At 70.2% G+C, this 21,142-nt stretch carries 22 protein-coding genes, 1 tRNA gene and 2 pseudogenes; 9 read left to right on the plus strand and 16 right to left on the minus strand.

Annotated features, from left to right (window positions below):
- Positions 1-20 precede the first annotated feature (20 nt).
- Together ACQ86M_RS17350 and ACQ86M_RS17355 are read right to left on the minus strand one after the other, a co-directional pair.
- Positions 21-93, minus strand: a tRNA-Arg gene (locus ACQ86M_RS17350).
- Positions 94-180: 87 nt separating this feature from the next.
- Complete coding sequence (locus tag ACQ86M_RS17355; protein ID WP_431246326.1) at positions 181-960, minus strand: dienelactone hydrolase family protein; 780 nt, start codon at positions 958-960, stop codon at positions 181-183.
- Positions 961-1,128: 168 nt separating this feature from the next.
- Here ACQ86M_RS17355 and ACQ86M_RS17360 point away from each other — a divergent pair, with 168 nt between their 5' ends.
- On the plus strand, positions 1,129-1,422 hold the full coding sequence (locus tag ACQ86M_RS17360; RefSeq protein ID WP_431246327.1) for a GNAT family N-acetyltransferase: 294 nt from the start codon (positions 1,129-1,131) through the stop codon (positions 1,420-1,422).
- A gap of 16 nt (positions 1,423-1,438) precedes the next feature.
- Here the strand turns inward: ACQ86M_RS17360 and ACQ86M_RS17365 are convergent, their stop codons facing one another.
- The 3 genes from ACQ86M_RS17365 to ACQ86M_RS17375 form a co-directional block, all read right to left on the minus strand.
- Positions 1,439-1,804 (minus strand): hypothetical protein, encoded by a 366-nt coding sequence (locus tag ACQ86M_RS17365; protein WP_431246328.1) that lies wholly within the window; start codon positions 1,802-1,804, stop codon positions 1,439-1,441.
- Positions 1,805-1,867: 63 nt separating this feature from the next.
- A complete protein-coding gene (locus tag ACQ86M_RS17370; RefSeq protein ID WP_431246329.1) occupies positions 1,868-2,092 on the minus strand; it encodes a hypothetical protein in 225 nt (74 codons plus the stop codon).
- A gap of 111 nt (positions 2,093-2,203) precedes the next feature.
- Complete coding sequence (locus ACQ86M_RS17375) at positions 2,204-3,175, minus strand: SDR family NAD(P)-dependent oxidoreductase (RefSeq protein ID WP_431246330.1); 972 nt, start codon at positions 3,173-3,175, stop codon at positions 2,204-2,206.
- A gap of 159 nt (positions 3,176-3,334) precedes the next feature.
- Between ACQ86M_RS17375 and ACQ86M_RS17380 the strand changes: the two genes are divergently transcribed.
- Positions 3,335-3,850: a DUF2231 domain-containing protein gene (locus ACQ86M_RS17380; RefSeq protein WP_431246331.1), complete on the plus strand. Its 516-nt coding sequence runs from the start codon at positions 3,335-3,337 to the stop codon at positions 3,848-3,850.
- 38 nt (positions 3,851-3,888) lie between these two features.
- Positions 3,889-5,519: pseudogene (locus ACQ86M_RS17385) on the plus strand (RecQ family ATP-dependent DNA helicase).
- Between the two features lie 9 nt (positions 5,520-5,528).
- On the opposite strand, the gene ACQ86M_RS17390 reads toward ACQ86M_RS17385, so the two are convergent.
- A complete protein-coding gene (locus ACQ86M_RS17390) occupies positions 5,529-6,320 on the minus strand; it encodes an MBL fold metallo-hydrolase (protein WP_431246332.1) in 792 nt (263 codons plus the stop codon).
- A gap of 148 nt (positions 6,321-6,468) precedes the next feature.
- Between ACQ86M_RS17390 and ACQ86M_RS17395 the strand changes: the two genes are divergently transcribed.
- From ACQ86M_RS17395 to ACQ86M_RS17405, 3 genes are all read left to right on the plus strand, one after another.
- Positions 6,469-7,023 carry a dihydrofolate reductase family protein gene (locus ACQ86M_RS17395; RefSeq protein WP_431246333.1) on the plus strand — a complete coding sequence of 185 codons (555 nt, stop codon included), beginning with the start codon at positions 6,469-6,471 and terminating at the stop codon, positions 7,021-7,023.
- A gap of 122 nt (positions 7,024-7,145) precedes the next feature.
- Positions 7,146-8,879, plus strand: coding sequence for an ABC transporter ATP-binding protein (locus ACQ86M_RS17400; protein ID WP_431246334.1), 1,734 nt, complete (start codon positions 7,146-7,148; stop codon positions 8,877-8,879).
- 132 nt (positions 8,880-9,011) lie between these two features.
- Positions 9,012-10,979, plus strand: coding sequence for an ABC transporter ATP-binding protein (locus tag ACQ86M_RS17405; protein ID WP_431247910.1), 1,968 nt, complete (start codon positions 9,012-9,014; stop codon positions 10,977-10,979).
- Between the two features lie 144 nt (positions 10,980-11,123).
- Here the strand turns inward: ACQ86M_RS17405 and ACQ86M_RS17410 are convergent, their stop codons facing one another.
- Positions 11,124-11,690, minus strand: coding sequence for a hypothetical protein (locus ACQ86M_RS17410; protein ID WP_431246335.1), 567 nt, complete (start codon positions 11,688-11,690; stop codon positions 11,124-11,126).
- A 10-nt stretch (positions 11,691-11,700) separates the two neighbouring features.
- Positions 11,701-12,848: pseudogene (locus ACQ86M_RS17415) on the minus strand (zinc-dependent alcohol dehydrogenase).
- Between the two features lie 150 nt (positions 12,849-12,998).
- On the opposite strand from ACQ86M_RS17415, the gene ACQ86M_RS17420 reads away from it, so the two are divergent.
- Positions 12,999-13,385: a hypothetical protein gene (locus ACQ86M_RS17420; RefSeq protein WP_431246336.1), complete on the plus strand. Its 387-nt coding sequence runs from the start codon at positions 12,999-13,001 to the stop codon at positions 13,383-13,385.
- On the opposite strand, the gene ACQ86M_RS17425 is transcribed toward ACQ86M_RS17420, so the two are convergent.
- Positions 13,336-13,968, minus strand: a complete 633-nt coding sequence (locus tag ACQ86M_RS17425; protein ID WP_431246337.1) for a hypothetical protein — start codon at positions 13,966-13,968, stop codon at positions 13,336-13,338. The genes ACQ86M_RS17420 and ACQ86M_RS17425 overlap by 50 nt on opposite strands.
- Positions 13,969-14,134: 166 nt before the next feature.
- Here ACQ86M_RS17425 and ACQ86M_RS17430 point away from each other — a divergent pair, with 166 nt between their 5' ends.
- Positions 14,135-14,554: an SRPBCC family protein gene (locus ACQ86M_RS17430; protein WP_431246338.1), complete on the plus strand. Its 420-nt coding sequence runs from the start codon at positions 14,135-14,137 to the stop codon at positions 14,552-14,554.
- Between the two features lie 52 nt (positions 14,555-14,606).
- Here ACQ86M_RS17430 and ACQ86M_RS17435 read toward each other — a convergent pair whose 3' ends face one another.
- Together ACQ86M_RS17435 and ACQ86M_RS17440 are read right to left on the minus strand one after the other, a co-directional pair.
- Positions 14,607-14,888: a Fe-S cluster assembly protein HesB gene (locus ACQ86M_RS17435; protein WP_431219846.1), complete on the minus strand. Its 282-nt coding sequence runs from the start codon at positions 14,886-14,888 to the stop codon at positions 14,607-14,609.
- A 104-nt stretch (positions 14,889-14,992) separates the two neighbouring features.
- On the minus strand, positions 14,993-15,535 hold the full coding sequence (locus tag ACQ86M_RS17440; RefSeq protein ID WP_431246339.1) for a type 1 glutamine amidotransferase domain-containing protein: 543 nt from the start codon (positions 15,533-15,535) through the stop codon (positions 14,993-14,995).
- 56 nt (positions 15,536-15,591) lie between these two features.
- Here ACQ86M_RS17440 and ACQ86M_RS17445 point away from each other — a divergent pair, with 56 nt between their 5' ends.
- Positions 15,592-16,416, plus strand: coding sequence for an aldo/keto reductase (locus ACQ86M_RS17445; protein WP_431246340.1), 825 nt, complete (start codon positions 15,592-15,594; stop codon positions 16,414-16,416).
- Positions 16,417-16,422: 6 nt separating this feature from the next.
- Here the strand turns inward: ACQ86M_RS17445 and ACQ86M_RS17450 are convergent, their stop codons facing one another.
- From ACQ86M_RS17450 to ACQ86M_RS17470, 5 genes are read right to left on the minus strand one after another with little or no spacing between them, the layout of a single operon-like run.
- The gene (locus ACQ86M_RS17450; RefSeq protein ID WP_431246341.1) at positions 16,423-17,037 is read right to left on the minus strand and encodes a GyrI-like domain-containing protein; all 615 of its coding nucleotides are present in this window, start codon (positions 17,035-17,037) and stop codon (positions 16,423-16,425) included.
- Between the two features lie 7 nt (positions 17,038-17,044).
- Positions 17,045-19,183, minus strand: coding sequence for a S9 family peptidase (locus ACQ86M_RS17455; RefSeq protein WP_431246342.1), 2,139 nt, complete (start codon positions 19,181-19,183; stop codon positions 17,045-17,047).
- Between the two features lie 38 nt (positions 19,184-19,221).
- Entirely contained in the window at positions 19,222-20,199 is a 978-nt protein-coding gene (locus ACQ86M_RS17460; RefSeq protein ID WP_431246343.1) for a zinc-binding dehydrogenase, read from the minus strand.
- A gap of 3 nt (positions 20,200-20,202) precedes the next feature.
- Positions 20,203-20,625, minus strand: coding sequence for an organic hydroperoxide resistance protein (locus ACQ86M_RS17465; protein ID WP_431219852.1), 423 nt, complete (start codon positions 20,623-20,625; stop codon positions 20,203-20,205).
- Between the two features lie 19 nt (positions 20,626-20,644).
- Complete coding sequence (locus ACQ86M_RS17470; RefSeq protein WP_431246344.1) at positions 20,645-21,100, minus strand: MarR family winged helix-turn-helix transcriptional regulator; 456 nt, start codon at positions 21,098-21,100, stop codon at positions 20,645-20,647.
- Between the last annotated feature and the right edge of the window lie 42 nt (positions 21,101-21,142).

Consider the following 21,142-nt stretch of genomic DNA (forward strand, 5'->3'; position numbering starts at 1 on the left):
CCGTACTGTCTCAACCAGTGTGCGCCACGAGGGATTCGAACCCCCAACCTTCTGATCCGTAGTCAGATGCTCTATCCGTTGAGCTAGTGGCGCATGGCCCGCAAGCAGGCCGGATACGAGCTTACATGACCGCATCCAAGACCGCCAATCAGCGGCGGAGGGCCCCTCGACCCGTCCCCATCAGCGGAACATCTCGTCGAGGAAGCAGGCGAGCGCCCGCCAGCTGCGCGCATCCGCCACCGGTCGGTAGCTCTCTGTTCCGGGGATGGTGAACGCGTGCGGCGCCCCGGAGTAGGTGGTCACCTGCCAGTCGACGTGCGGCGCCCCGCGCAGCTCCTGCTCGAACGCGACGACCGCCTCGTCCGGCACCACCGGGTCCGAGCCGCCGGTCAGCACCAGGAGGGATGCGGTGATCTGCGCCGCGTCCGACGGGTCGTGGGCGATGAGGCCGCCGTGGAAGGAGACCACAGCCCGGGCCGGGGCGCCGGTCCGCGCGAACTCGAGCGCCGCCGTCCCTCCGAAGCAGTACCCGATCACGGCGAGCCGCGCCGGATCGACTGCGGGATGCTGCTGCAGCCAGCTGAATCCGGCGGATACGCGCGAGCGGAGCAGCTGCAGATCGCGGTAGTACCGCCCCGCCTCGGCGGGCGCCGCCTCCCCGCTGGGCCGCACGCCGGCGCCGTACAGGTCCGCCGCGAACGCGACGTAGCCCCGCCGAGCCAGCATCTGCGCGCGCATCCGCACGTTGTCGCCCACGCCGTGCCAGTCGTGCAGCACGAGGACCGCCGGCCGGCGCTCGTCGGCGTTGGCGTCGCGCGCGAGGTACCCCTCCAGGGGCAGCCCCTGGTGCTCGTAGGCGACCGTCTCGGCCTCGATGACGGAGCGCTCGGGGATCGGCACCTGCTCGAGCAGGTCTTGGAAGGCGGGGGCGAGGGCGGGCGACGAAGCGTCGAACGTCACAGCGGTACTCCAGGCTCGTCGAGTCGCGCGGGAGGCGGTCGCCACCGGCGGCATGGGCTGCTGTGACCTCTGTCGCGGAACGCGCGGGAGCCCTGGGGTGCGGGTCGGGATCCCACACCATCACCGTACCCCGGTTGTCCCTCTGGACGGCGGACGTACGATGGGGTCATGGCCACCGAATTCAGCGATCAGGCGGATGCGAACCGGTACGCGATGCACGTCGACGGCGAGTTGGTGGCCGTGCTCGACTACAGCATCCTGGGCGACTCGATCTCGCTGACGCGTGCGTTCACGGTGCCGGAGTTCCGCGGCAAGGGCTACGCCGGTCAGCTCGTCGAGTACGCGGTCGACGACATCGAGAAGAGCAGTTCCCGGCGGATCGTCCCGATGTGCTGGTACGTGGGCGACTGGTTCGAGTCGCACCCGGAGCGCGCGGAGCTCTTGAAGAGTCGCGCGGGCTGACGGCACCCGCGTCGGGTCAGAACGCGAACATCTGACCGAGCACGACCACCGCGATGATGAACAGCACGACGATCGTCGCCATGACGATGAGCGCGCGGCCCGAGAGGCGCGCGATGCCGAAGCCGACGAGGAACGGCAGCGCGATGCAGCCGAGGGCGAGCACCCACCAGAAGGCCGCGTAGCCCCCGGCCGACGCCGACTCCAGGCGGCCCCCGAAGAGCTTCTGCGTGGTGGGATGCGTCGCGAACGCGATGCAGGCCGACAGCGGATACGCGATGAGCACGGCGGTGATCAGCCCCGCGAACGCGCCCCACAGTCCGCGCTTGTCCCCGAGCTGCAGCGTCTCCTCGCGGTGCGGTCCCTGGCGGCTCTTGGTGCTCATGGCGCACAGCATAGCCACGGGCGGCGCCCCCTGGCATGCACTGTTATCCCAGCGGGATGCCCCTCAGAAGTCGTCGGGCGAGCCGATGACTACGGGCACGCACTCGCTGAAGCGATAGCGGATGAGTTCCGGCCAGAGCGTGGAGTCGCACAGGTCGAAGACGTCCATGACCGCGGCGCCGCCGATGTCGGAGGGCAGGCGTAGCTCGAAGGGCGGCTCGCTCGTCTGCTCGAACTCGATCTCGTATGCGGTGTCGTCGCGCTCGAGCACGGCGAGGACCGTCTCCATGTCGCCTCCTTCGTTCCGGCGAAGTGTGTACGCACATCCATACGCTCTCCCGTCGTCAAGACAAGCCCTTGCGGGCGGATCCCCGCGGCGGCCCGGGCGGAGGGCGGGAGGTCAGCGAGGCGCGCGCGGCGAGCGCACGGCGTAGGCGACCCCGGCCGTGAGCGCCGCGACGAGGAGCACGCGGCCCGTCTTCCTGCGCGTGCCGCCCCAGCCGCCGGACACGGCGTGCGGCGGCCCCGACGGCTCGTAGAGGTTGCCGGTCGTCGGCGCGACGCGCTCCCGGGAGAGCTGGCCGGCCTCCGTCTGCCGGGCGACCGCGGCCTCAACGAGCTGCGGACGCTTCCGGTGCTGCCGCACCAGCGTTCGGCCCGGACCGCTGACCGTGCGCTCCGGGGTGCCCGGATGCTTCCAGGCGGCGAGGATCTCATCCACCGCGTCCGACGCCGGGTACACCGGGGGCAGCGCCTTCAGAGCGCGACCGGTGATGTTGCCGGCGTGATGGAAGATCGGCGTGTCCAGCGTCGGCGGGAGCACCGTAACCACGTGCACCGGCGACTTCGCGAGCGACAGCTCTGAGCGGAGGCTGCGACCGAAAGCGATGATGGCCGCCTTGGACATCGAGTACGCCGCCGAGTACGGCTGCGGCACCTCGCCGAGGATCGACGACACGTTGACGATCAGCCCGGACCGCTGCCGCAGCATCGCCCTCAGCGCGCTCCTGCTGCCGTTCGCGTAGCCGCGGATGTCGACGTCGAGCACGCGCTCGAAGTCGGCGGGCGCCTGCTCCCAGAACCGGCCGTAGGCGGTGACGGCGGCCGCGTTGACCCACACGTCGAGCCTGCCGTCGCGGGCGATGGCCGTGTCGACCGCGCGGTCGGTGATGGACCGGTCGGTCACGTCGCCCGCGACGGTCGCCACGCCGCGCGCGCCGAGCGCCGAGCACTCGGCTGCGACCTCCTTCAGAGTGGATGCGCCCCGCGCCACGAGCACGAGTCGCGCGTGCCGTCTCGCGAAGGCGAGGGCGGTGGCGCGGCCCAGACCGCTGGATGCTCCGGTGACGACGACGACGGGGGATGCGCTCATGGCCCGACCCTAGGCGCGCGGCGGAGACCGGTGGAGGCCTTGACAGTCGGCGGTGCGTGCCCGGACCGACGCCCATACGCGCCGGAGCGGCCGTGCGGAAGGGACTGTCGCCGACCGCATCCCGGGCCGACGATGCCGACACCTGGAGAGGAGCATCCCATGACCGCCCCCGACGTCGAGCCCGGATTCCGGCGCGCCAAGCGACCACGTTCCGTGGTCGCCGGGCCCTATGGCCATCCCTTCCATGCGACCGTCGTCACGATCCCCATCGGGGCGTGGACGGCCGCCGTCGTCTTCGACATCGCCGCGCTGCTCGGGGCGGCGCCCGGGGCGCTCGCCGTCGGCGCGCTCTGGCTGGTCGTCATCGGTGTGATCGGCGGACTGCTCGCCGCAGTCTTCGGCCTCCTGGACTTCTCGCAGCTGCCCGCCGGCACGAAGGTGAAGCGCACCGCCGTCTGGCACCTGATCTTCAACTCCACCGCCATCGTGCTGTTCATCGTGAGCGCCATCGTTCGCGCCGGCGACCCGGACCACCCGAGTGTGGGAGGGTTCATCCTCGCGCTCATCGGAATCCTCGTGGTCGGCGTCTCCGGGTTCCTCGGCGGCGAGCTGGCCTACCGCCACGGAGTCCGCGTCGCGGACGAGCGGGACCAGGAGCGCGCGTACAACCGATGACCCCGCGAACCACCAGCCCGAGCCGCTACGGTGGCGGCATGTCGCGCATCCAGGAGGTCGCCCGCGAGTCGTTCGGTTGGCAGGAGCTCCGGCCGCGCCTGGCGGAGGCGATGCAGGTCCTCCTCGACGGCGGCGACGTGCTCGCCGTCATGCCGACCGGCTACGGCAAGTCGTCGCTGTACCAGGTGACCGGCACCGTGCTCGGAGGCGTCACGATCGTGGTCTCTCCCTGATCTCGCTGCAGGAGGACCAGGTGCGCGCGCTCGCCGAGGCGAAGGATGTGCCCCGCGCGTTCGCCATCAACTCGTCCGCCGGCCAGCGCGAGCGCGAGGACGACTGGGAGGCCCTGGAGGCGGCCGGCGCCGGCTTCGCCTTCCTGGCGCCCGAACAGCTGGCGAACCCGGAGGTGCGCGAGCGTCTCCGTGCGCTGCCCGTGTCCCTCTTCGCGGTGGACGAGGCGCACTGCGTGTCGTCGTGGGGCCACGACTTCCGGCCCGACTACCTGCTCCTCGGCGACGTGATCGACGAGCTGGGGCACCCTCCTGTCGTCGCGATGACCGCCACGGGTGCGCCGCCGGTGCGGGCGGAGATCGGGGAGCGGCTCGGGATGCGACGGCCGCGGCTGTTCGCGACCGGATTCGACCGCCCCAACCTGCGGCTGGAGGTGCGTCGCCACGAGGAGGACGCGGAGAAGCGCGCGGCCGTCGTGGAGCACGTGCGCGAGCTGCAGGGTTCCGGTCTCGTCTACACCGCGACCCGGAAGGACGCCGAGCAGTACGCCGAGGAGCTCGAGAGGCACGGCATCCCGGCCGCCGCCTACCATGCGGGCCTGCGGCGTGCCGAGCGCGACGACGTGTACGAACGGTTCATGGACGACCGCGCACGCGTCGTCACCGCGACCAGCGCGTTCGGGATGGGCATCGACAAGCACGACGTCCGCTTCGTCGTGCATGCGTCGGTGACCGACTCGCTCGACAGCTACTACCAGGAGGCCGGACGCGCCGGACGCGACGGCGAGCCCGCGGTCGTGACGCTGCACTACCGGCCGGAGGACTTCGCCCTGACCAAGTTCTTCAGCGGCGGGGGACCGGATGCGGACGAGCTGGCGTGCGTCTTCGGCGCCATCGCGAAGGAGCCCGGCATCGGCCGCGCCGACCTCGCCGAACGCACCGGCATCAGCGTCCGCTCGCTCGGGCGGCTGCTCGGGCTGCTCCGCGACGCGGACGTGCTCTCGGGCGGTGACGACGAGTTGCGGGCGGCCGACGTCAAGGCCGGCGAAGCCGCATCCCGCGCGGTCGCCGAGGCGGAGGCCCGGCAACGGATCGAGCACTCCCGCTCGCAGCTGATGCAGGAATATGCCGAGACGGGAATGTGCCGCCGCCAGTTCCTCCTCGGCTATTTCGGGGAGGAACTCGAAAAGCCGTGCGGCAACTGCGACACGTGCTCGTCGGGGAGCGCCTACCGCTGGGCGGACCAGCACGACGCGGCGGGTGAGGAGCCGTTCCCGCTGGCCGCACGGGTCACGCACGAGACCTGGGGCGCCGGAGTCGTCATGCACACCGAGGCCGACCGGCTGACGGTGTTCTTCGACGACGCCGGCTACAAGGTGCTGTCGCTCGCGGCCGTGACGGACGGCGGCCTGCTCGAAGTGCTCGGCCCGGCCGCCTGACGGATCGGATCAGCTGCGACCGAACGCCCGCGCTGCAGCGACCGCGGCGGCGGCGCCGTCGAACCACGGCTCGCCGTGCCCGGGCAGCAGCACGCGGGCGCCGGTCGCGGCGATGGCGTCCAGTGAGCGCAGGGCCATGTCCGAGTCCGCCGTCGCGGCGCCCGCGATGATCTGCGGTCCGACCCGACCCTTGTACGGGTCCAGCGTGACGATCGCGTCCCCCGTGAGGAGCGTCTCCGCGCTCCGCAGCAGCAGGCCGCAGTGCCCGAAGGTGTGGCCGGGGGTGAACACGACCTCGGGGCGGCCGGGCACATCCAGCATCCCGGATCCGGGCAGCTCGGACACCGCCTCCACGCCCTTGACGCTGAGGGCGCCCGCCCGCACCATTCCGGTCACCGGCCTCAACGACCGGGGATAGAGGAGGGGGTAGACCAGCGGCGTGTGCTCCCGGCGGTAGCGGTAGGGATGCGCCGCGAGCCTCCGGTCCTCCGCGTGCACGTAGACCGGCACCCCGAACTCCTCGACCGCCCGCTTCGCGACGCCGACGTGGTCGAAGTGCCCGTGCGTCAGCACGATGCCCTGCAGGTCGCGCATGCGGAGGCCCAGCTCGTGCGCCGCTCGGATCAGCGCGCTCCAGGTCTTCGGGAAGGCCGCGTCCACGAGCGTCCAGGAGTCCCCGTCCGCGAGCAGGTAGCAGTTGGTGGCGGCATGCTCGAGCCGGTGCACTCCCGGCACGACGTCCGGCGTGAGCTGCGGGGCCGTGCTCCGGCGGTCGGCCGTGAGCGGGATCGTTGCGGTCATGATGCAGGTCTACGCGCTGCGGAGTGTCGCGGGCAGGGGTTGACACCCCGAGTGACCGGTCGCCTTCCGGCCCGCCCGCTTCCGGTCAGTGCGGCCTGTTCACGCGGCCCGCCACGCCCTATGCTGTTCCGCGGGAAAGGGGAATCGTATGGGCGCGATCGCTGTGCACGAGTTCGTCTCGCTGGACGGCGTGTTCGAGGATCCGAGCTGGACCGCCGAGTACGGGTTCGACCCGGAGATGGGCGAGGACATCGGGCGGATCACCCGCGCCTCGGACGCCATCCTGCTCGGTCGACGCACCTTCGAGATGTTCGCCCCCGCCTGGTCCCAGCGCACCGCCGACGACGACCCCGGGGCGCCGTTCTTCAACGACAGCCCGAAGGGCGTGGTCAGCTCGTCGCTCGATGACGAGACCGCTGCAAGGACCTGGAACAACTCCCGCTCGCTGGGCGCCTACGACGCCGAGCGCATCCGGGAGTTCGCCGACGGGTACAGCGGCGTTTACGTCAGCGGCTCCGGCTCGCTCGTGCGGTCGCTGCTCGCCGACGGGCTCGTCGGAACCCTCCACCTGTTCGTCTATCCGACCGTCCGCGGAACCGGCGCCCGCCTGTTCCCGGAGGGCAGCGCGCCCGTCAAGCTCCGGCTGCGCCACCAGTACGCCTACGCGAACGGCGTCGTGCATCTGGCCTACACGCCGGCGTGATCCGTCACGATTGAGGACACTGTGCGTCCTCTTAGGTAGATAGCGTCGCCTCATATAGATCGTCGTCGGGTGCCGCGCATCGCCGGCACCCGCATCCACACACAGCACACCCGGGAATCACTGTGACTCTGCTTCGTCTCTCACTCCGCTTCGTGCGCCCCTACTGGCGCGCGGTGACCGCGGTCGTCCTCCTCCAACTGGTGGCGACCATGGCCGCCCTCTACTTGCCGACGCTCAACGCGGACATCATCGACAAGGGCGTCGTCAAGGGCGACACCGATTTCATCTGGCGCACCGGCGGTGTGATGCTGATCGTCTGCTTCGTGCAGGTGATCGCGGCCGTCGCCGCCACGTACTTCGGCGCACGTGCGTCGATGTCGGCCGGCCAGGACATCCGCCGCTCCTTCTACCGCAAGGTGGATGCGCTGCCGTCGCTCGACCTCGCGCGCTGGGGCATGCCGACGCTGATCACCCGCAACACGAACGACGTGCAGCAGGTGCAGATGCTGCTGCTGATGACGTTCAACTTCATGGTCTCCACGCCGATCATGTGCATCGCGGGCATCATCTTCGCGGTGCGGGTCGACGCGGGCCTGTCGTGGCTCATCTGGGTGTCCGTGGCCGTGCTCTTCATCGTGGTGGGCATCCTCGTGACGATCCTGCTGCCGATGTTCCGCGTGATGCAGGAGCGCATCGATGGCGTCAACGGCGTGATCCGCGAGCAGATCGTCGGCATCCGCGTGATCCGGGCGTTCGTGCGAGAGAGGTTCGAGACGAAGCGCTACGACGACGCGAACGCGGCGCTCACCCGCATATCGGTGAAGGTCGGCAACGTCTTCGTGCTGATGTTCCCGGTGATCATGCTGATCCTCAACGCGGCGACGGTCGCGGTGCTGTGGTTCGGCGGGCACCGGGTGGATGCGGGCGACATCCAGATCGGCGCGCTCACCGCGCTCCTGCAGTACCTGCTGCAGATCCTGGTGGCCGTCATGATGGGCGTCTTCATGGCGATGATGATCCCGCGGGCCATGGTCTGCGCGGAGCGCATCGAGGAGGTGCTCGGCGCGTCCGCCAGCACCACCGTCGAAGGGGCAGGCGCGTCCGCCGTCCCCGCCGACGGCACGGTCGAGGTGCAGGATGTGACGTTCGGGTACCCCGGGGCCGAGAAGCCGGTGCTGAACGGCGTCTCGTTCACCGCCGAGGCGGGCGAGGTGACCGCGATCGTCGGTTCGACCGGATCGGGCAAGACGACGCTGGTGTCCGTCATCGCGAACCTCTTCACACCGCAGAAGGGTCACGTGCTCATCGGCGGCGTGCCGGTCGACGAGCTGAGCCGGCAGCAGATCGCCGGCGTGCTCGGACTCGTGCCGCAGCGTCCGTACCTCTTCTCGGGGACCATCGCGTCGAACCTGCGCTTCGGCCGGCCCGACGCCACGGACGCCGAGCTGTGGGAGGCGCTGCGCATCTCGCAGGCGGAGGACTTCGTCCGCGCCAAGGAACGCGGGCTCGACGAGCGCATCTCGCAGGGCGGCACCAACGTCTCCGGCGGCCAACGGCAGCGTCTCTGCATCGCCCGCGCCCTCGTCGCCCGCCCGAAGGTCTACCTGTTCGACGACTCGTTCTCGGCGCTCGACGTCGCGACCGACGCCCGGTTGAGACGCGCGCTCGCCGACTCGACGGGTGACGCGGCGGTGATCGTGGTCGCCCAGCGGGTGTCCACGATCCGGGAGGCGGACACCATCATCGTCATGGACGACGGGCGGGTCGTCGGCCGCGGAACGCACGACGAACTGATCGAGACCAACGAGACCTACCGCGAGATCGTCGAGTCGCAGCTGAGCCTGGAGGTGGCCTGACCATGGCGCGCACCACGGAACGCAAGAAGCGCGGCGGCCGCCCCGAGGGGGCAGACGCCGAACGCCACGGACATCGTGCTCGACGAGCTCGAAGAGGAGTACGACTTCACGCCGGGTGAGGGCGACGGCGACATGTTCGGCGGAGCCCCGGCGAAGAAGGCCGAGAACTTCTGGCCGTCGTTCAAGCGGCTGATGGGCCTGCTCAAGCCGGAGTGGCTCGGGATGGCCTTCGTCACGCTGCTCACGGTCGTCTCTGTCGTGCTCATCGTCATCGCTCCGAAGATCCTGGGCGACGCGACGAACGTCATCTTCCGCGGCGTGATCTCGTCGCAACTGCCCCCGGGCGTGCCCGTCAGCCAGGTGATCGAGCAGCTGCGGGCGGCCGGGCAGGACCAGCTCGCCGACGTGATCGCCGGCTCCGGCGTCACGGCCGGGCAGGGCATCGACTTCACCGAGCTCGGGCGGCTCCTGCTGATCGTGCTCACGATGTACCTGGTCGCCTCGCTGCTGCAGTGGTGGCAGGGCTACCTGCTCAACGCGCTGGTCATGCGAGTGGTCTACGGGCTGCGGAAGGACGTCGAGGCCAAGCTGAACCGGCTCCCGCTCAGCTACTTCGACACGCGCCAGCGCGGCGACCTGATGTCGCGCGTGACCAACGACGTCGACAACATCCAGACGGCGCTGCAGCAGGCGTTCTCACAGCTCATCCAGTCGGTGCTCACCGTGATCGGCATCGCCATCATGATGTTCATCGTGTCGTGGCAGCTCGCGCTGATCGCGCTGATCTCGATCCCGCTCTCCGGCGTCATCGCGGGCATCATCGGCTCGCGGTCGCAGAAGCTGTTCAAGACGCAGTGGGCCTCCACCGGCGCGCTCAACGGACACATCGAGGAGTCGTACTCGGGTCTCGACCTGGTGCGCGCGTTCGGGCGCGACGAGGTCATGCTCGCCGAGTTCGACGCCCGCAACTCGACCCTGCACAAGGCCCAGGTCGGCGCGCAGTTCGTGTCGGGCAGCATCATGCCCGCAATGAACTTCGTCTCGTACCTGTCCTACGTGCTCATCGCGGTGGTCGGCGGGCTGAAGGTCGCCGCCGGGCAGCTGACGATCGGCGACGCCACGGCGTTCATCCAGTACTCGCGGGAGTTCTCGCAGCCGATCGGGCAGATCGCCGGCATGGCGAACATGCTGCAGTCGGGTGTCGCATCCGCCGAGCGGACGTTCGAATTCCTCGACTCCGCGGAGCAGACGCCCGACACCGTGACGGAGCACCTGCCGGAGCGCGCCGACGGCCGGGTGGAGCTCGACCACGTCGACTTCTCGTACGACCCCGAGACGGAGCTCATCCGGGACCTGTCGCTCAGCGTGCAGCCGGGCAGCACCGTCGCGATCGTCGGACCGACCGGCGCGGGGAAGACCACGCTGGTCAACCTCATCATGCGGTTCTACGAGCTGAGCGGCGGGGCGATCCGCCTCGACGGCGTCGACACCACGCACCTGTCGCGCGACGAGCTGCGCGGACAGGTGGGCATGGTGCTGCAGGACGCCTGGCTGTTCTCCGGGACCATCCGCGAGAACATCCGCTACGGCCGGCTCGACGCGACGGACGACGAGGTGATCGCAGCCGCCAAGGCCACGATGGTCGACCGGTTCGTGCGCCAGCTGCCGGACGGCTACGACACGGTGATCGACGCCGAGGGCGGGAACGTCTCGGCCGGCGAGCGTCAGCTGATCACGATCGCGCGGGCGTTCATCGCCAACCCGTCCCTGCTCATCCTCGACGAGGCGACCTCGTCGGTGGACACCCGCACCGAACTCCTCGTGCAGCACGCCATGGCGGCGCTGCGGACCGACCGCACGTCGTTCGTGATCGCGCACCGGCTGTCGACCATCCGCGACGCGCACACCATCCTGGTCATGGAGCACGGCCGCATCGTCGAGCAGGGCGACCACGCGACCCTGCTCGAGCGCCGCGGCGCGTACTACGAGCTGTACATGACCCAGTTCCGCGGCGGCGACGCCGAGGCGGAGCAGGAGCGCGAGGAGCAGGAGCAGCAGGGGGCCCGCCCCGACCTGCCCGAGGAGGTGGCCGCGCCGTAGCGTCGAGGTGAGTGGTGCGCGGGCCACCGAGCGGGGTTGAGGCCGCCCGCGCACCGGACACCATCGAACGACGATCACACGGCCGCGTGCAGGCGATTGACTGACACGCGGCCGCGTGCGGCTAGAACGACCGGTTCAGCGGAGTCAGCGCCGGGCGATCTTCGCCACGGTCCGCACCGCGACCACACCGGCGATCACCCACGGCCCGAGCACGATGATCGGATCGAGCCAGGTGTGCTTCACGTCGGCGCGGTTGACGCCGTAGCGCGACGAGATCGGCCGGTGTCCGAGCTCGGCCAGCACGCCCGACTCGGTGATCGGGTCGTCGGGGCGCCGGCTCGCGAGCGACCTCACGTGCGCACCGATCGCATCCACCCGGTCGCCGACCACCAGCAGCAGCCAGTGAGCGGTGCGCCCCTCGCTGTACCGTTCGTAGGCGAACCGGCGGATGGCGCCCGAGACGCCGTGCAGCGGCTGCGCCGCGCCGAAGACGGGGGTGAGCATCTGGTGCTCGATGGAGCGCTCGCGGTATCCGGCCGCTTCCTGGCGCTCCGGGAACTCCCAGTGCGCCCCGGTCGCCTCCGGGTCGAACCGTTCGCGTGGATGCGACGGCCGGTCGGCGGGGTCACTGTCCACTCCCCACCCGGGGATGCGTCGGCGCAGGGCCTCGGGGTCGTACTTCTTCGTGTGGTCGCGTGCGACGTACGGCATGGTGGTCCTCCTAGGCCGCGCTCGGGATGACGAGCGGCTTGATGATGCCGTCGAGCTTCGTCGAGAACAGGTGGTACCCGTCCTGGATGTGCTCGAGCGGGATGCGGTGGGTTACGATCTCGCTGGGCGTCAGGTAGCCGTTGCGGACGTGCTCGAACAGGCGAGGCCACTGGCGCTTCACCGGGCACTGGTTCGTGTTGATCCGGAGACCCTTGTTCATCGCGTCGCCGAACTTCACCGCGCTGAACAGCGGCCCGTAGGCGCCCATCACCGAGATGGTGCCGCCTTTGCGCACGGAGTCGATGGCCCAGTTGAGGGCGACAGGCGAACCCCTTGCAGCTTGAGCTTCGACGACGTGATGTGCTGCAGCGCCGAGCCGTCCGCCTCCGCGCCGACTGCGTCGATCACGACGTCCGCGCCGAGCCCGTCGGTGGTGCGCTTCAGGGTCAGGACCACGTCATTCAGCTGCGTAAAGTTGTACGTCTCGGCGTGCGCGAACTCCTGAGCCTTGGCGAGGCGGTAGTCGAGGTGGTCGATGACGATCACCCGGCCGGCGCCCATCAGCCAGGCCGACTTCGCCGCGTAGAGTCCGACCGGCCCGGCGCCGAACACGACGACGGTGTCGCCCTCCTCGATCTCTCCGAGCTGCGCGCCGAAGTATCCGGTGGGCAGCGCGTCGGTGAGCAGGACAGCGTCCTCATCCGACATCCAGTCGGGGATGATGGCCGGCCCGACGTCGGCGAACGGCACGCGCACGTACTCCGCCTGGCCGCCGTCATAGCCGCCGGTCGTGTGCGAGTACCCGTAGATACCGCCGACGGCGGTCGCATTGGGGTTCACGTTGTGGCAATTCGAGTAGAGGCCGCGGACGCAGAAGTAGCAGCTCCCGCAGAAGACGTTGAACGGCACCATCACCCGGTCACCCACCTTCAGGTTGCGCACATCGGGGCCGACCTCGTCCACGATCCCGATGAACTCGTGCCCGAAGGTGTGCCCGATCCGGGTGTCCGGCATCATGCCGTGATACAGGTGCAGGTCGGAGCCGCAGATGGCGGCCAGCGTCACGCGGACGATCGCGTCGCCGGGGTGCTCGATCTTCGGCCTGTCCTTCTCCTCCACGCGGATCTTGTACGGACCGCGGTATGTCATGGCCAGCATTCGGCCCCCTCTCGTCGCAGACCACTCCAATCCCTTCGCCCTCCCGAGTCGAGGCGTTGACAGGCCCTATGCCGGGTGTAGCCCTACACCGTTTTGCTAGGCAAGTGAACGAGTTGTCCCGCGAGGCCCCGCCGTCGTACAACTGGAGGCATGACCAAGGATGAGCGCGCCTCTCTGCCCCCGGGGCCGGACTTCAAGTACGGCGGCTACACCGTCCGGATCGAGCCGGAGCACGGCCGCACCGGGCGCTGGCGCGTCGTCGACGACGAGAACTACTACGGGCTGATCGCAGCGTCCGACCCGCTCAACGGCGACCCGGAGGTGCACTTCGCCGCGCATTTCCCCGGCGAGGAGGACATCCCGCCGATGAAGATCGTGCCGTTCTGGACCTCGGCCGCCGAGTTCCTGCTCGATGCGGGCGAGGGTGAGCCGCTGTGGGGGCTGCCGGAGGACCGCACGGCGCCGCATCCCATCGTCGTCGAGGACCTCACCCCGCCGACGGGTCCGGTCGAGACGCGCGAGTCCCCGGCCACCTGAGTTCGCCCCGCGCGGCCGCCCGCACCACGATCGCGATCGCGCAGACCGTTCCCGCCGTGGCCACAATCGCGTAGGTTGCGACGGTCACCGGGTTGGGCTGCAGCGCGACCTCGCCAGGGAGGCGCAGCACGAAGTACTCCACCGCCGCGCCCACCGGGATGGCGAGGCGCGCGAGCACGCCCAGGACGTCCGGCCGTCGCAGGGCCGCACCGATCATCCCGAGAGGAACGCACGCCAGCACGGAGGCGGCCGCCCATATGCCGGCATCCCCGGCGAGCACGTCCCATGCAGTGCCCTCGATCGACGCGTAAAGCCCGAGGGAGAGGTCGCTGCCGTAGTAGCTGAAGACCGCGCAGAGAAGCACCATCAGGGCGCTCCGGATCGGCGCCCGGGGCACGAGCGCCGCCGCCACGATCCCGAGAGCCGCCCACGACCAGCCCATGCCGAGGATCTTCGACGGGATCGCCCACAGCGGGGAGGTATTCACAAGCGACGAGAGGATGCCGAAGACGGCACCGCCCACGGCGAGGAGGACGAAGGTCAACACGTGCTTCGGCATCCCGATGCGATCGAATCCGGCCATACGGCACAGTTTCAAGAGACGCCCGCACCGGGCAACTCGGCGTGGCCGCTATTGGCCACGACGCATCCGCCACATTGACCCGTCAGAAATCCCCGACGTATTCTGCTCGTCCGCGATGAGCGCCGGGGCCGTCTGCGGACCCACCGACCTCGAACGAAGGGCCATGATGACCGACACCACCACTCCCGCCATCGAGTGCGAGGAGTTTCTGCCGCACCCGCCGGCCACCGTCTGGCGCGCAATGACCGATCCGGAACTCGTCGCCCGATGGTGGGCCGCAGGCGATGTACGAGCGGAGGTCGGACACCGCTTCACCCTCGACATGGGCGCGTGGGGGCTCCAGCGATGCGAGGTGCTGGAGGTGGCGCCCGAACGCCTCATCCGGTACAGCTTCGGCGAGGGCGTAATCGACACCACCATCACGTGGACGCTGGTGCCCGAGGGCGCCGGCACCCGCTTGTTCCTGCGGCACGAGGGCTTCGACCTCGACTCGCCGCTCGGTCGGACGGCGCTCGAAGGCATGGGTCGCGGATGGCCCGGCGTGCTCGGCGCGGTCGGCAGGGTGCTCACCGACCCTTCGCTGTGAACGACGAAGGCCCGGAGCCGACGGCTCCGGGCCTTCCCGCGTGACGCGACTGCTAGGCGGTCGCGCCGATGGCGAAGCTGACGCCGCCCTGGTCGTCGACCTGGGCGTCCAGCACCTTGTCGTCGAGCACCTCGGCGGCCTGCGTCTCCAGGAAGATGCGGGCGCCGCCCGACTCCACGACCTGGTCCGAGGCCTCCGGCTCGGGGGTGACGGCCGCCGCGAAGGCGGTGGCGTCGGGGTTGCTGCTGCTGATCCGCAGGCCGGCCGTCTCGTCGGGGGACTGGTCGGTCAGCGTCTTGACGATCGTGCTGGCGTTCTCCGTGAGGGTGAGCATGTGCTCTCCTTCCTTTCGATGGTCCAGGAATGCCCTACGCTCCCGCGGCGAGGGCCGCCCCGCAACTGCCGTTGAGGCGTTTGCCAGGGAACGTCCACCGGGCTCTACTCGAAGGCGGCGAGCAGCTCGCGGTTGAATGCGGCGAGGTCGTCGGGCTTGCGCGAGGAGACGAGCGTGAACGGCCCGTCGTCCACGACGACCTCCTCGTCCACCCAGGTGGCGCCCGCGTTGCGGTAGTCCGTCTGCAGACTCGGCCAGCTGGTCAGCTTCCGTCCGTCGAGCACGCCCGCCTCGATGAGCACCCATCCGCCGTGGCAGATCACCGCGATGGGCTTGCCCGCGTCGGCGAACGCCTTCACGAGCGAGACCGCCTCGGGGAAGGTGCGGACCTGGTCTCCATTGGCGACGCCGCCGGGCAGCACCAGCGCGTCGTACTGTTCGGCGCTCGCGGAGCCGAGGGTCGCATCCACCGGGAACGTGTCGGCGGGCGTCAGGTGGTTGAACGCCTGCACCTCGCCCTCCTCCTTCGAGATCAGCTTCGGCGTGCCGCCTGCGTCGCTGACCGCCTTCCAGGGCTCCACCAGCTCCGCCTGCTCGATACCCTCCGGGCCGACCAGGAACGCGATCGTCTTGTCGTTCAATGCCATGTGCGTTCTCCTTCCGTCACCCCACCTGTACGCGCGGGGCGGGGCAGAATGAACCCATGGCGAGCATCCCGCAGCTGACTCTCAACGACGGCAACACGATCCCGCAGCTGGGCTTCGGCGTGTACAAGATCCCCGAGGCCGAGACGGCGGATGCGGTGGTTGCCGCACTGGATGCGGGGTACCGCCACATCGACACGGCCGCCTTCTATGACAACGAGCGCGGCGTGGGCGAAGGTGTGCGGCGCAGCGGGCTCGACCGCTCAGAGGTCTTCGTCACGAGCAAGGTCTGGTGGACCGAGAACGGGTACGACTCGACCCTGCGCTCGTTCGACCGGAGCTTGGAACTCCTGGGCTTCGACGCGGTCGACCTGTTCCTCATCCACTGGCCGGCGCCGAAGAGCGACCGGTACGTCGAGACCTGGCGTGCGCTCGAGCGAGTCCGGGACGAAGGGCGCGCGCGGTCGATCGGCGTCGCCAACTTCCACACCCACCACCTCGGCCGGCTCGCCCGCGAGACGGCGACGGTGCCCGCGGTGAACCAGGTGGAGCTGCACCCGTGGCTCCCGCAGGCGCAGGTGCGCGCCTACGACGCGGCCCACGGCATCGTCACCGAGGCCTGGTCGCCGCTGGCGCGGGGCCGCATCCTGGGCGACCCGACGCTCGACCGGCTGGCCGCGAAGCACGGCGTGAGCCCGGCCCAGGTCGTCATCCGCTGGCAGCTGCAGCTCGGAAACGTGGTGATCCCCAAGTCGACGTCACCGGAGCGCATCCGCTCGAACGCCGATGTGTTCGGCTTCGAGCTGGACGCCGCCGACCTCGCCGCGATCGCCGCGCTGGAGACGGGCGAGCGGACGGGGAAGGACCCGGACGACCTGGGCTGAGCCCGCTCAGTCCACCCGTTCGACCGGCTGCCGCAGGATGGTGCGCAGCTTCTCGGGCGCGGTGCGGCGGGCGTCGCTCAGGTAGATCTCGTGGTGCCGGCCCGTCATGCGGAGGCCGTTGGCCGGGATGAACTCCTCGTGCAACTCCTCGAGCACGGGCGCCTCATCGTCGTACGAGCCGAGATGGAGGGTCTGCACGCTGAGGCCCTCCTCGAGCGTCTCCACGCGCAGGCTGTCGAGCAGCAGGACGCCGCCCTTCGCCGCGACAGCTGCGCGGGCCTCCGCGACGTGCTCGTCGGTGAGCCAGTCGGGCACCAGGATGAGCGCCCTCCAGTCCCATTGCGACTTGTCGCGGGCGGTGGTGAACGCCGCCATGTCGTCCGCCCACCACAGCGCCTCCAGCGGCATGACGGTGTAGTCGCGGTCGAGCGTGCGCTTGCTGAAGAACTTGAGGGCGTACGCGACGGGGTAGAGCGTCTGCAGCGCGTCACGGTAGGCGTCCGTGTTGGGATCCCCGTGGCCGTCGACGGCGAGGTAGCGCAGCGGCGGCACGGTGATGACGTCGAAGCGCCCCCGCCGTGCGCTGTACGCGGGCAGCTCCTTCTTCAGGTCGACCTTCACCGCGGCCTCACTCGCCCGACGGGTGCGCCCCGACGACGTCGAGCAGCCACGCCAGCGCGAAGGCGCGCTCCCGCCAGGCGGCGTACCGTCCGGAGACCCCGCCGTGGCCGGCCGCCATCTCGATCTTGAGCAGCGGATCCGCATCCACCTCGCGCAGCTTCGCCACCCACTTGGCGGGCTCGACGTAGAGCACCCGGGTGTCGTTGAGGCTTGTGATCGCCAGGATGCGCGGGTAGCGCGTCGCGTGCACGTTCTCGAGCGGCGAATACGACTTCATGTAGTCGTACACCTCGGGGTCGTGCAGCGGGTCGCCCCACTCGTCCCACTCGATCACGGTGAGCGGCAGCGAGGGGTCCAGGATGCTGGTCAGCGGATCGACGAAGGGCACCTCGGCGAGGATGCCGGCGAAGTCGCGGGGCGCCAGGTTCGCCACGGCGCCCATCAGCAGGCCGCCGGCGCTGCCGCCCTGCGCCGCCATGCGCGACGGCTCCGTCCACCCACGGTCCACCAGGTGCCGCGCCGCGGCGACGAAGTCGGTGAAGGTGTTCTTCTTGTGCAGCTTCTTGCCGTTCTCGTACCAGAGCCGGCCGAGCTCGCCGCCGCCGCGCACGTGCGCGATCGCGAAGACGACCCCGCGGTCGAGCAGGCTGAGGCGCGGGATGCCGAACGACGGATCCATGCTCGCCTCGTACGAGCCGTAGCCGTACAGCACGAGCGGCGCGGGCTCGCCGGGGGTGACCAGGTCGCGGCGGTAGACCAGCGAGATGGGGACGCGCGCGCCGTCCGCCGCGGTCGCCCACTCGCGGCGCTGCTCGAACAGCGACGGGTCGAAGCCGCCGAGCACCGGCTGCTGCTTGCGCAGGGCGAGTTCGCCCGTCCGCACGTCGTAGTCGTACACGGTCGACGGGGTGACGAAGCTGCCGTATCCCAGTCGCAGGAACGGCTGCGTCCACTCGGGGTTGCCGCCGACGCCGACGGTGAACAGCTCCTCGTCGAAGTGCAGCTCGTGCGGGGTGTCGTCGGCGGGCCGGTCGCTCTGCGGGTCGGGCACGCATGCGACGGCGACCCGCGTCATGCCCTCGCGGCGGTACTCGACGCTGACGAAGTCGCGGAACGCATCCACCCCCTCCAGGCGCACGGCGGGGTCGTGGGGCAGCAGGATGCGGCGCGGGCCCTGCGGGTCGTCGGCCGAGACGCTGACCAGCTCGAAGTTGACCGCCCCGTCGTTGTGCACGATGAGCAGGCGGTCGTGGCCGCCGACGACGGCGTGCTCGATGTCGTACTCGACGCCCTCCGTGCGCGGCCAGACGACGCGGAACTCGCCGGTCGGGTCGTCCGAGCGCAGCAGCCACGATTCGCTGGTGATGTTGGAGCCGGCCTCGATGACCAGGAAGCGGCGGCTCCGGGTGAGACCCACGCCGATCCAGTACCGCTCGTCGGGCTCGTGGAACACCTGCACGTCGGGCACCTCGGGACCGTCGCCCACGCGGTGCCGCCAGACCGTGTCCGGCCGCCAGGAGTCGTCGACCGTCGTGTAGAAGACGTAGGCGCCGCTCTGGTCGAAGAGGGCGCCGCCCGCGGTGCCGCGGATCTCGTCGGGGAAGGCCGCGCCGTCGTCGATGAGCGACCGGACCCGGATGGTGTACCGCTCGTCGCCCTCGGTGTCGACGGCCCACAGCAGCCGGGTTCCGTCGGCGCTCACGTCGAAGCTGCCGAGGGCGTAGAAGTCGTGACCCTCGGCCTCCACGTTGTCGTCGAGCAGGATCTGCTCGCCGGGGAGTCCGTGCGCCTGCGCCTCCTCGTCGAGGGTCGGCGGTGCCCAGTCGTCCGGGCCGGCGATCGGCGCACGGCAGTGGATGCCGTACTGCTTCCCCTCCACGGTCCGCGTGTAGTACCACCAGTCGCCCTCGCGCACCGGCACGCTCATGTCGGTCTCGCGCGTGCGCGCCTTGATCTCGTCGAAGATCTGCTCGCGGAGCACCGCCAGGTGCTCGGTGCGCGCGTTCGTGTACGCGTTCTCCTCGTGCAGGTGCGCCACGACGGTCGGGTCGTCCTTCTCGCGCAGCCACTCGTAGTCGTCGATATAGACGTCTCCATGGTGGACGCGTTCGACGGGCTTCTTCGGGGTGACCGGCGGGGTGAGCATGAGCCCAGGCTAGCGGCCGCCGCCCACCCCGGGCCGGGTCAGGGGCGCAGCAGCACCTTGCCGACGCGTCCGGCCTCACCGCTCGCGGCGACCGCGGCGGCGATGTCGTCGAGCGCGTGGATGCTCGCGACCGGGAGCGTCAGCGTCCCGTCGCCGATGCGGGCGAAGAGCTCCTGGAAGAGCCGCCCGCGCTGGTCGGCGGGCATCTCGCGGCTGACCACGCTGCCCCAGAATCCCTTCACGGTGGCCTGCTTGAAGATGATGTCGCCGGAGGCCAGTTCCAGCGTCGGTGAGGCCATCGCGCCGAAGACGACGAGCGTGCCGTTCACGGCGAGCGTGGACAGCACGTCGCCCGCGGCGGACCCGCCGACGGAGTCCACGCCCACGCGAATGGGGGCGCCCCCGGTGACCTCGGCCAGCCGCTCGCGCCAGTCGGCGGAGTCGGTGGCGATGACGCGGTCGATGCCCTGCGCGCGGAGCTCCTCCACGCCGGCAGCCCGGCGGACCAGGCCGACGACGTTGAGCCCGCGGGCGGCGCCCAGCTGCGCGACCATCCGGCCGACGGCGCCGTTCGCGGCGTTCTGGATGAGCCAGTCGCCCTCGGAGAGCCCGAGCGACTCGATCAGGCTGATCGCGCTGAACGGCATGGCGACCAGCTGCGAGGCGGACTCGTCGGGCAGGGCATCCGGCACCGGGATGAGGCCCGCGGCCTTGGTGACGAAGTGCTCGCCCCACACGCCGAAGGTGCCGCCGCTGACGACGCGCTGACCGACGGTGAGCTGCTCGACGCCGTCGCCGACGGCATCCACGACACCCAGCGCCTCCGTGCCCGCGGGCGCCGGCAGCTCTGGCTTGAAGCCGTACGTGCCGCGGACCGTCCACAGGTCGTGGTTGTGGATGGGCGACAGCAGCATCCGCACGCGGACCTCGCCCGGCCCGGGCTCGGGGAGGGGGCGTTCTTCGACGGCGAGGACCTGCGCCGGGTCGCCGAACTGGTGGTGGATCAGTGCTCTCATGGGTCAGTCCTCCGAAACCGTGATCGTGACGTCGATGTTGCCACGCGTGGCGTTCGAGTAGGGGCACACCTGGTGGGCCGCGTCCGCCAGCGCCTGGGCCTGCTGCTGCTCGAGGCCGGGGAGCACGACCTCCAGAAGGACGGACAGCTGGTAGCCGCCGTCGCCGTTCGGGCCGATCTGCACCCGGCCGCCCACGGAGGAGTCGTCGACCTTCACCTTCTGGCTGCGGGCGACGGCCTGCAGCGCGGAGTGGAAGCACGCCGCGTAGCCGGCCGCGAACAGCTGCTCGGGGTTCGTGCCTCTGCCTGTGCCGCCCATCTCCTTCGGGATGGCGAGATCGAGGGCGAATGCTCCGTCGCTTGTGGCGACGCGTCCGTCGCGGCCCGCTCCGGTGGAGAGGGCTTCTGCGGTGTAGAGGACGTTCATGAGTTCCTTTCTGAGGGGTTCAGTTCGTCGGTGCGACCGTGCGATCCGCGGTGGCGGCGTGCATGGTCTCGGTGAGACGGTGGAGGGTGTCGATGAGCGCAGCGGCGGCCTGCTCATCGGGTAGGCCCGTGCCCGCGGCGATCCGGCCGGGGATGTGCGCGAGCTGCGGACGGAGCTCGAGGCCGCGCTCGCCGATGGTGACGGTGACGACGCGCTCGTCGGGGGAGCGGCGCTCGCGGCGCACGAGGCCGGAATGCTCCATGCGGCGGAGCAGCGGCGACAGCGTGCCCGAGTCGAGCTGCAGGTGCTCGCCGAGGGAGCCGACCGTCTGGTCGCCCTCCACCCAGAGGGTCACCAGCACGAGGTACTGGGGGTAGGTCAGGCCCCACGGCTCCAGGAGCACGCGGTAGGCCTGGGTCGTCGCACGTGTGGCGGCGTACAGGGAGAAGCACACCATCTCGTCGGTCACCGGCATGGCTTTAGCCTTGCACACAACCATGTTGTGCACAACTTAACG

Origin of the sequence: Leifsonia xyli subsp. cynodontis, assembly GCF_050632205.1 — a bacterium.
In the GTDB taxonomy this organism is placed as follows: Bacteria; Actinomycetota; Actinomycetes; order Actinomycetales; family Microbacteriaceae; genus Leifsonia; species Leifsonia xyli_D.

Excerpts from the sequence above, each read along its gene's own strand:
- ACQ86M_RS17410 (WP_431246335.1), bottom strand. The coding sequence starts at position 11,690 with ATGCCGTACGTCGCACGCGACCACACGAAGAAGTACGACCCCGAGGCC.
- ACQ86M_RS17435 (WP_431219846.1), bottom strand. The coding sequence starts at position 14,888 with ATGCTCACCCTCACGGAGAACGCCAGCACGATCGTCAAGACGCTGACC.
- ACQ86M_RS17430 (WP_431246338.1), top strand. The coding sequence starts at position 14,135 with ATGACCGACACCACCACTCCCGCCATCGAGTGCGAGGAGTTTCTGCCG.
- ACQ86M_RS17440 (WP_431246339.1), bottom strand. The coding sequence starts at position 15,535 with ATGGCATTGAACGACAAGACGATCGCGTTCCTGGTCGGCCCGGAGGGT.
- ACQ86M_RS17445 (WP_431246340.1), top strand. The coding sequence starts at position 15,592 with ATGGCGAGCATCCCGCAGCTGACTCTCAACGACGGCAACACGATCCCG.
- ACQ86M_RS17390 (WP_431246332.1), bottom strand. The coding sequence starts at position 6,320 with ATGACCGCAACGATCCCGCTCACGGCCGACCGCCGGAGCACGGCCCCG.
- ACQ86M_RS17395 (WP_431246333.1), top strand. The coding sequence starts at position 6,469 with ATGGGCGCGATCGCTGTGCACGAGTTCGTCTCGCTGGACGGCGTGTTC.
- ACQ86M_RS17370 (WP_431246329.1), bottom strand. The coding sequence starts at position 2,092 with ATGGAGACGGTCCTCGCCGTGCTCGAGCGCGACGACACCGCATACGAG.
- ACQ86M_RS17380 (WP_431246331.1), top strand. The coding sequence starts at position 3,335 with ATGACCGCCCCCGACGTCGAGCCCGGATTCCGGCGCGCCAAGCGACCA.
- ACQ86M_RS17470 (WP_431246344.1), bottom strand. The coding sequence starts at position 21,100 with ATGCCGGTGACCGACGAGATGGTGTGCTTCTCCCTGTACGCCGCCACA.
- ACQ86M_RS17420 (WP_431246336.1), top strand. The coding sequence starts at position 12,999 with ATGACCAAGGATGAGCGCGCCTCTCTGCCCCCGGGGCCGGACTTCAAG.
- ACQ86M_RS17465 (WP_431219852.1), bottom strand. The coding sequence starts at position 20,625 with ATGAACGTCCTCTACACCGCAGAAGCCCTCTCCACCGGAGCGGGCCGC.
- ACQ86M_RS17425 (WP_431246337.1), bottom strand. The coding sequence starts at position 13,968 with ATGGCCGGATTCGATCGCATCGGGATGCCGAAGCACGTGTTGACCTTC.
- ACQ86M_RS17460 (WP_431246343.1), bottom strand. The coding sequence starts at position 20,199 with ATGAGAGCACTGATCCACCACCAGTTCGGCGACCCGGCGCAGGTCCTC.
- ACQ86M_RS17455 (WP_431246342.1), bottom strand. The coding sequence starts at position 19,183 with ATGCTCACCCCGCCGGTCACCCCGAAGAAGCCCGTCGAACGCGTCCAC.
- ACQ86M_RS17360 (WP_431246327.1), top strand. The coding sequence starts at position 1,129 with ATGGCCACCGAATTCAGCGATCAGGCGGATGCGAACCGGTACGCGATG.
- ACQ86M_RS17375 (WP_431246330.1), bottom strand. The coding sequence starts at position 3,175 with ATGAGCGCATCCCCCGTCGTCGTCGTCACCGGAGCATCCAGCGGTCTG.
- ACQ86M_RS17405 (WP_431247910.1), top strand. The coding sequence starts at position 9,012 with ATGTTCGGCGGAGCCCCGGCGAAGAAGGCCGAGAACTTCTGGCCGTCG.
- ACQ86M_RS17365 (WP_431246328.1), bottom strand. The coding sequence starts at position 1,804 with ATGAGCACCAAGAGCCGCCAGGGACCGCACCGCGAGGAGACGCTGCAG.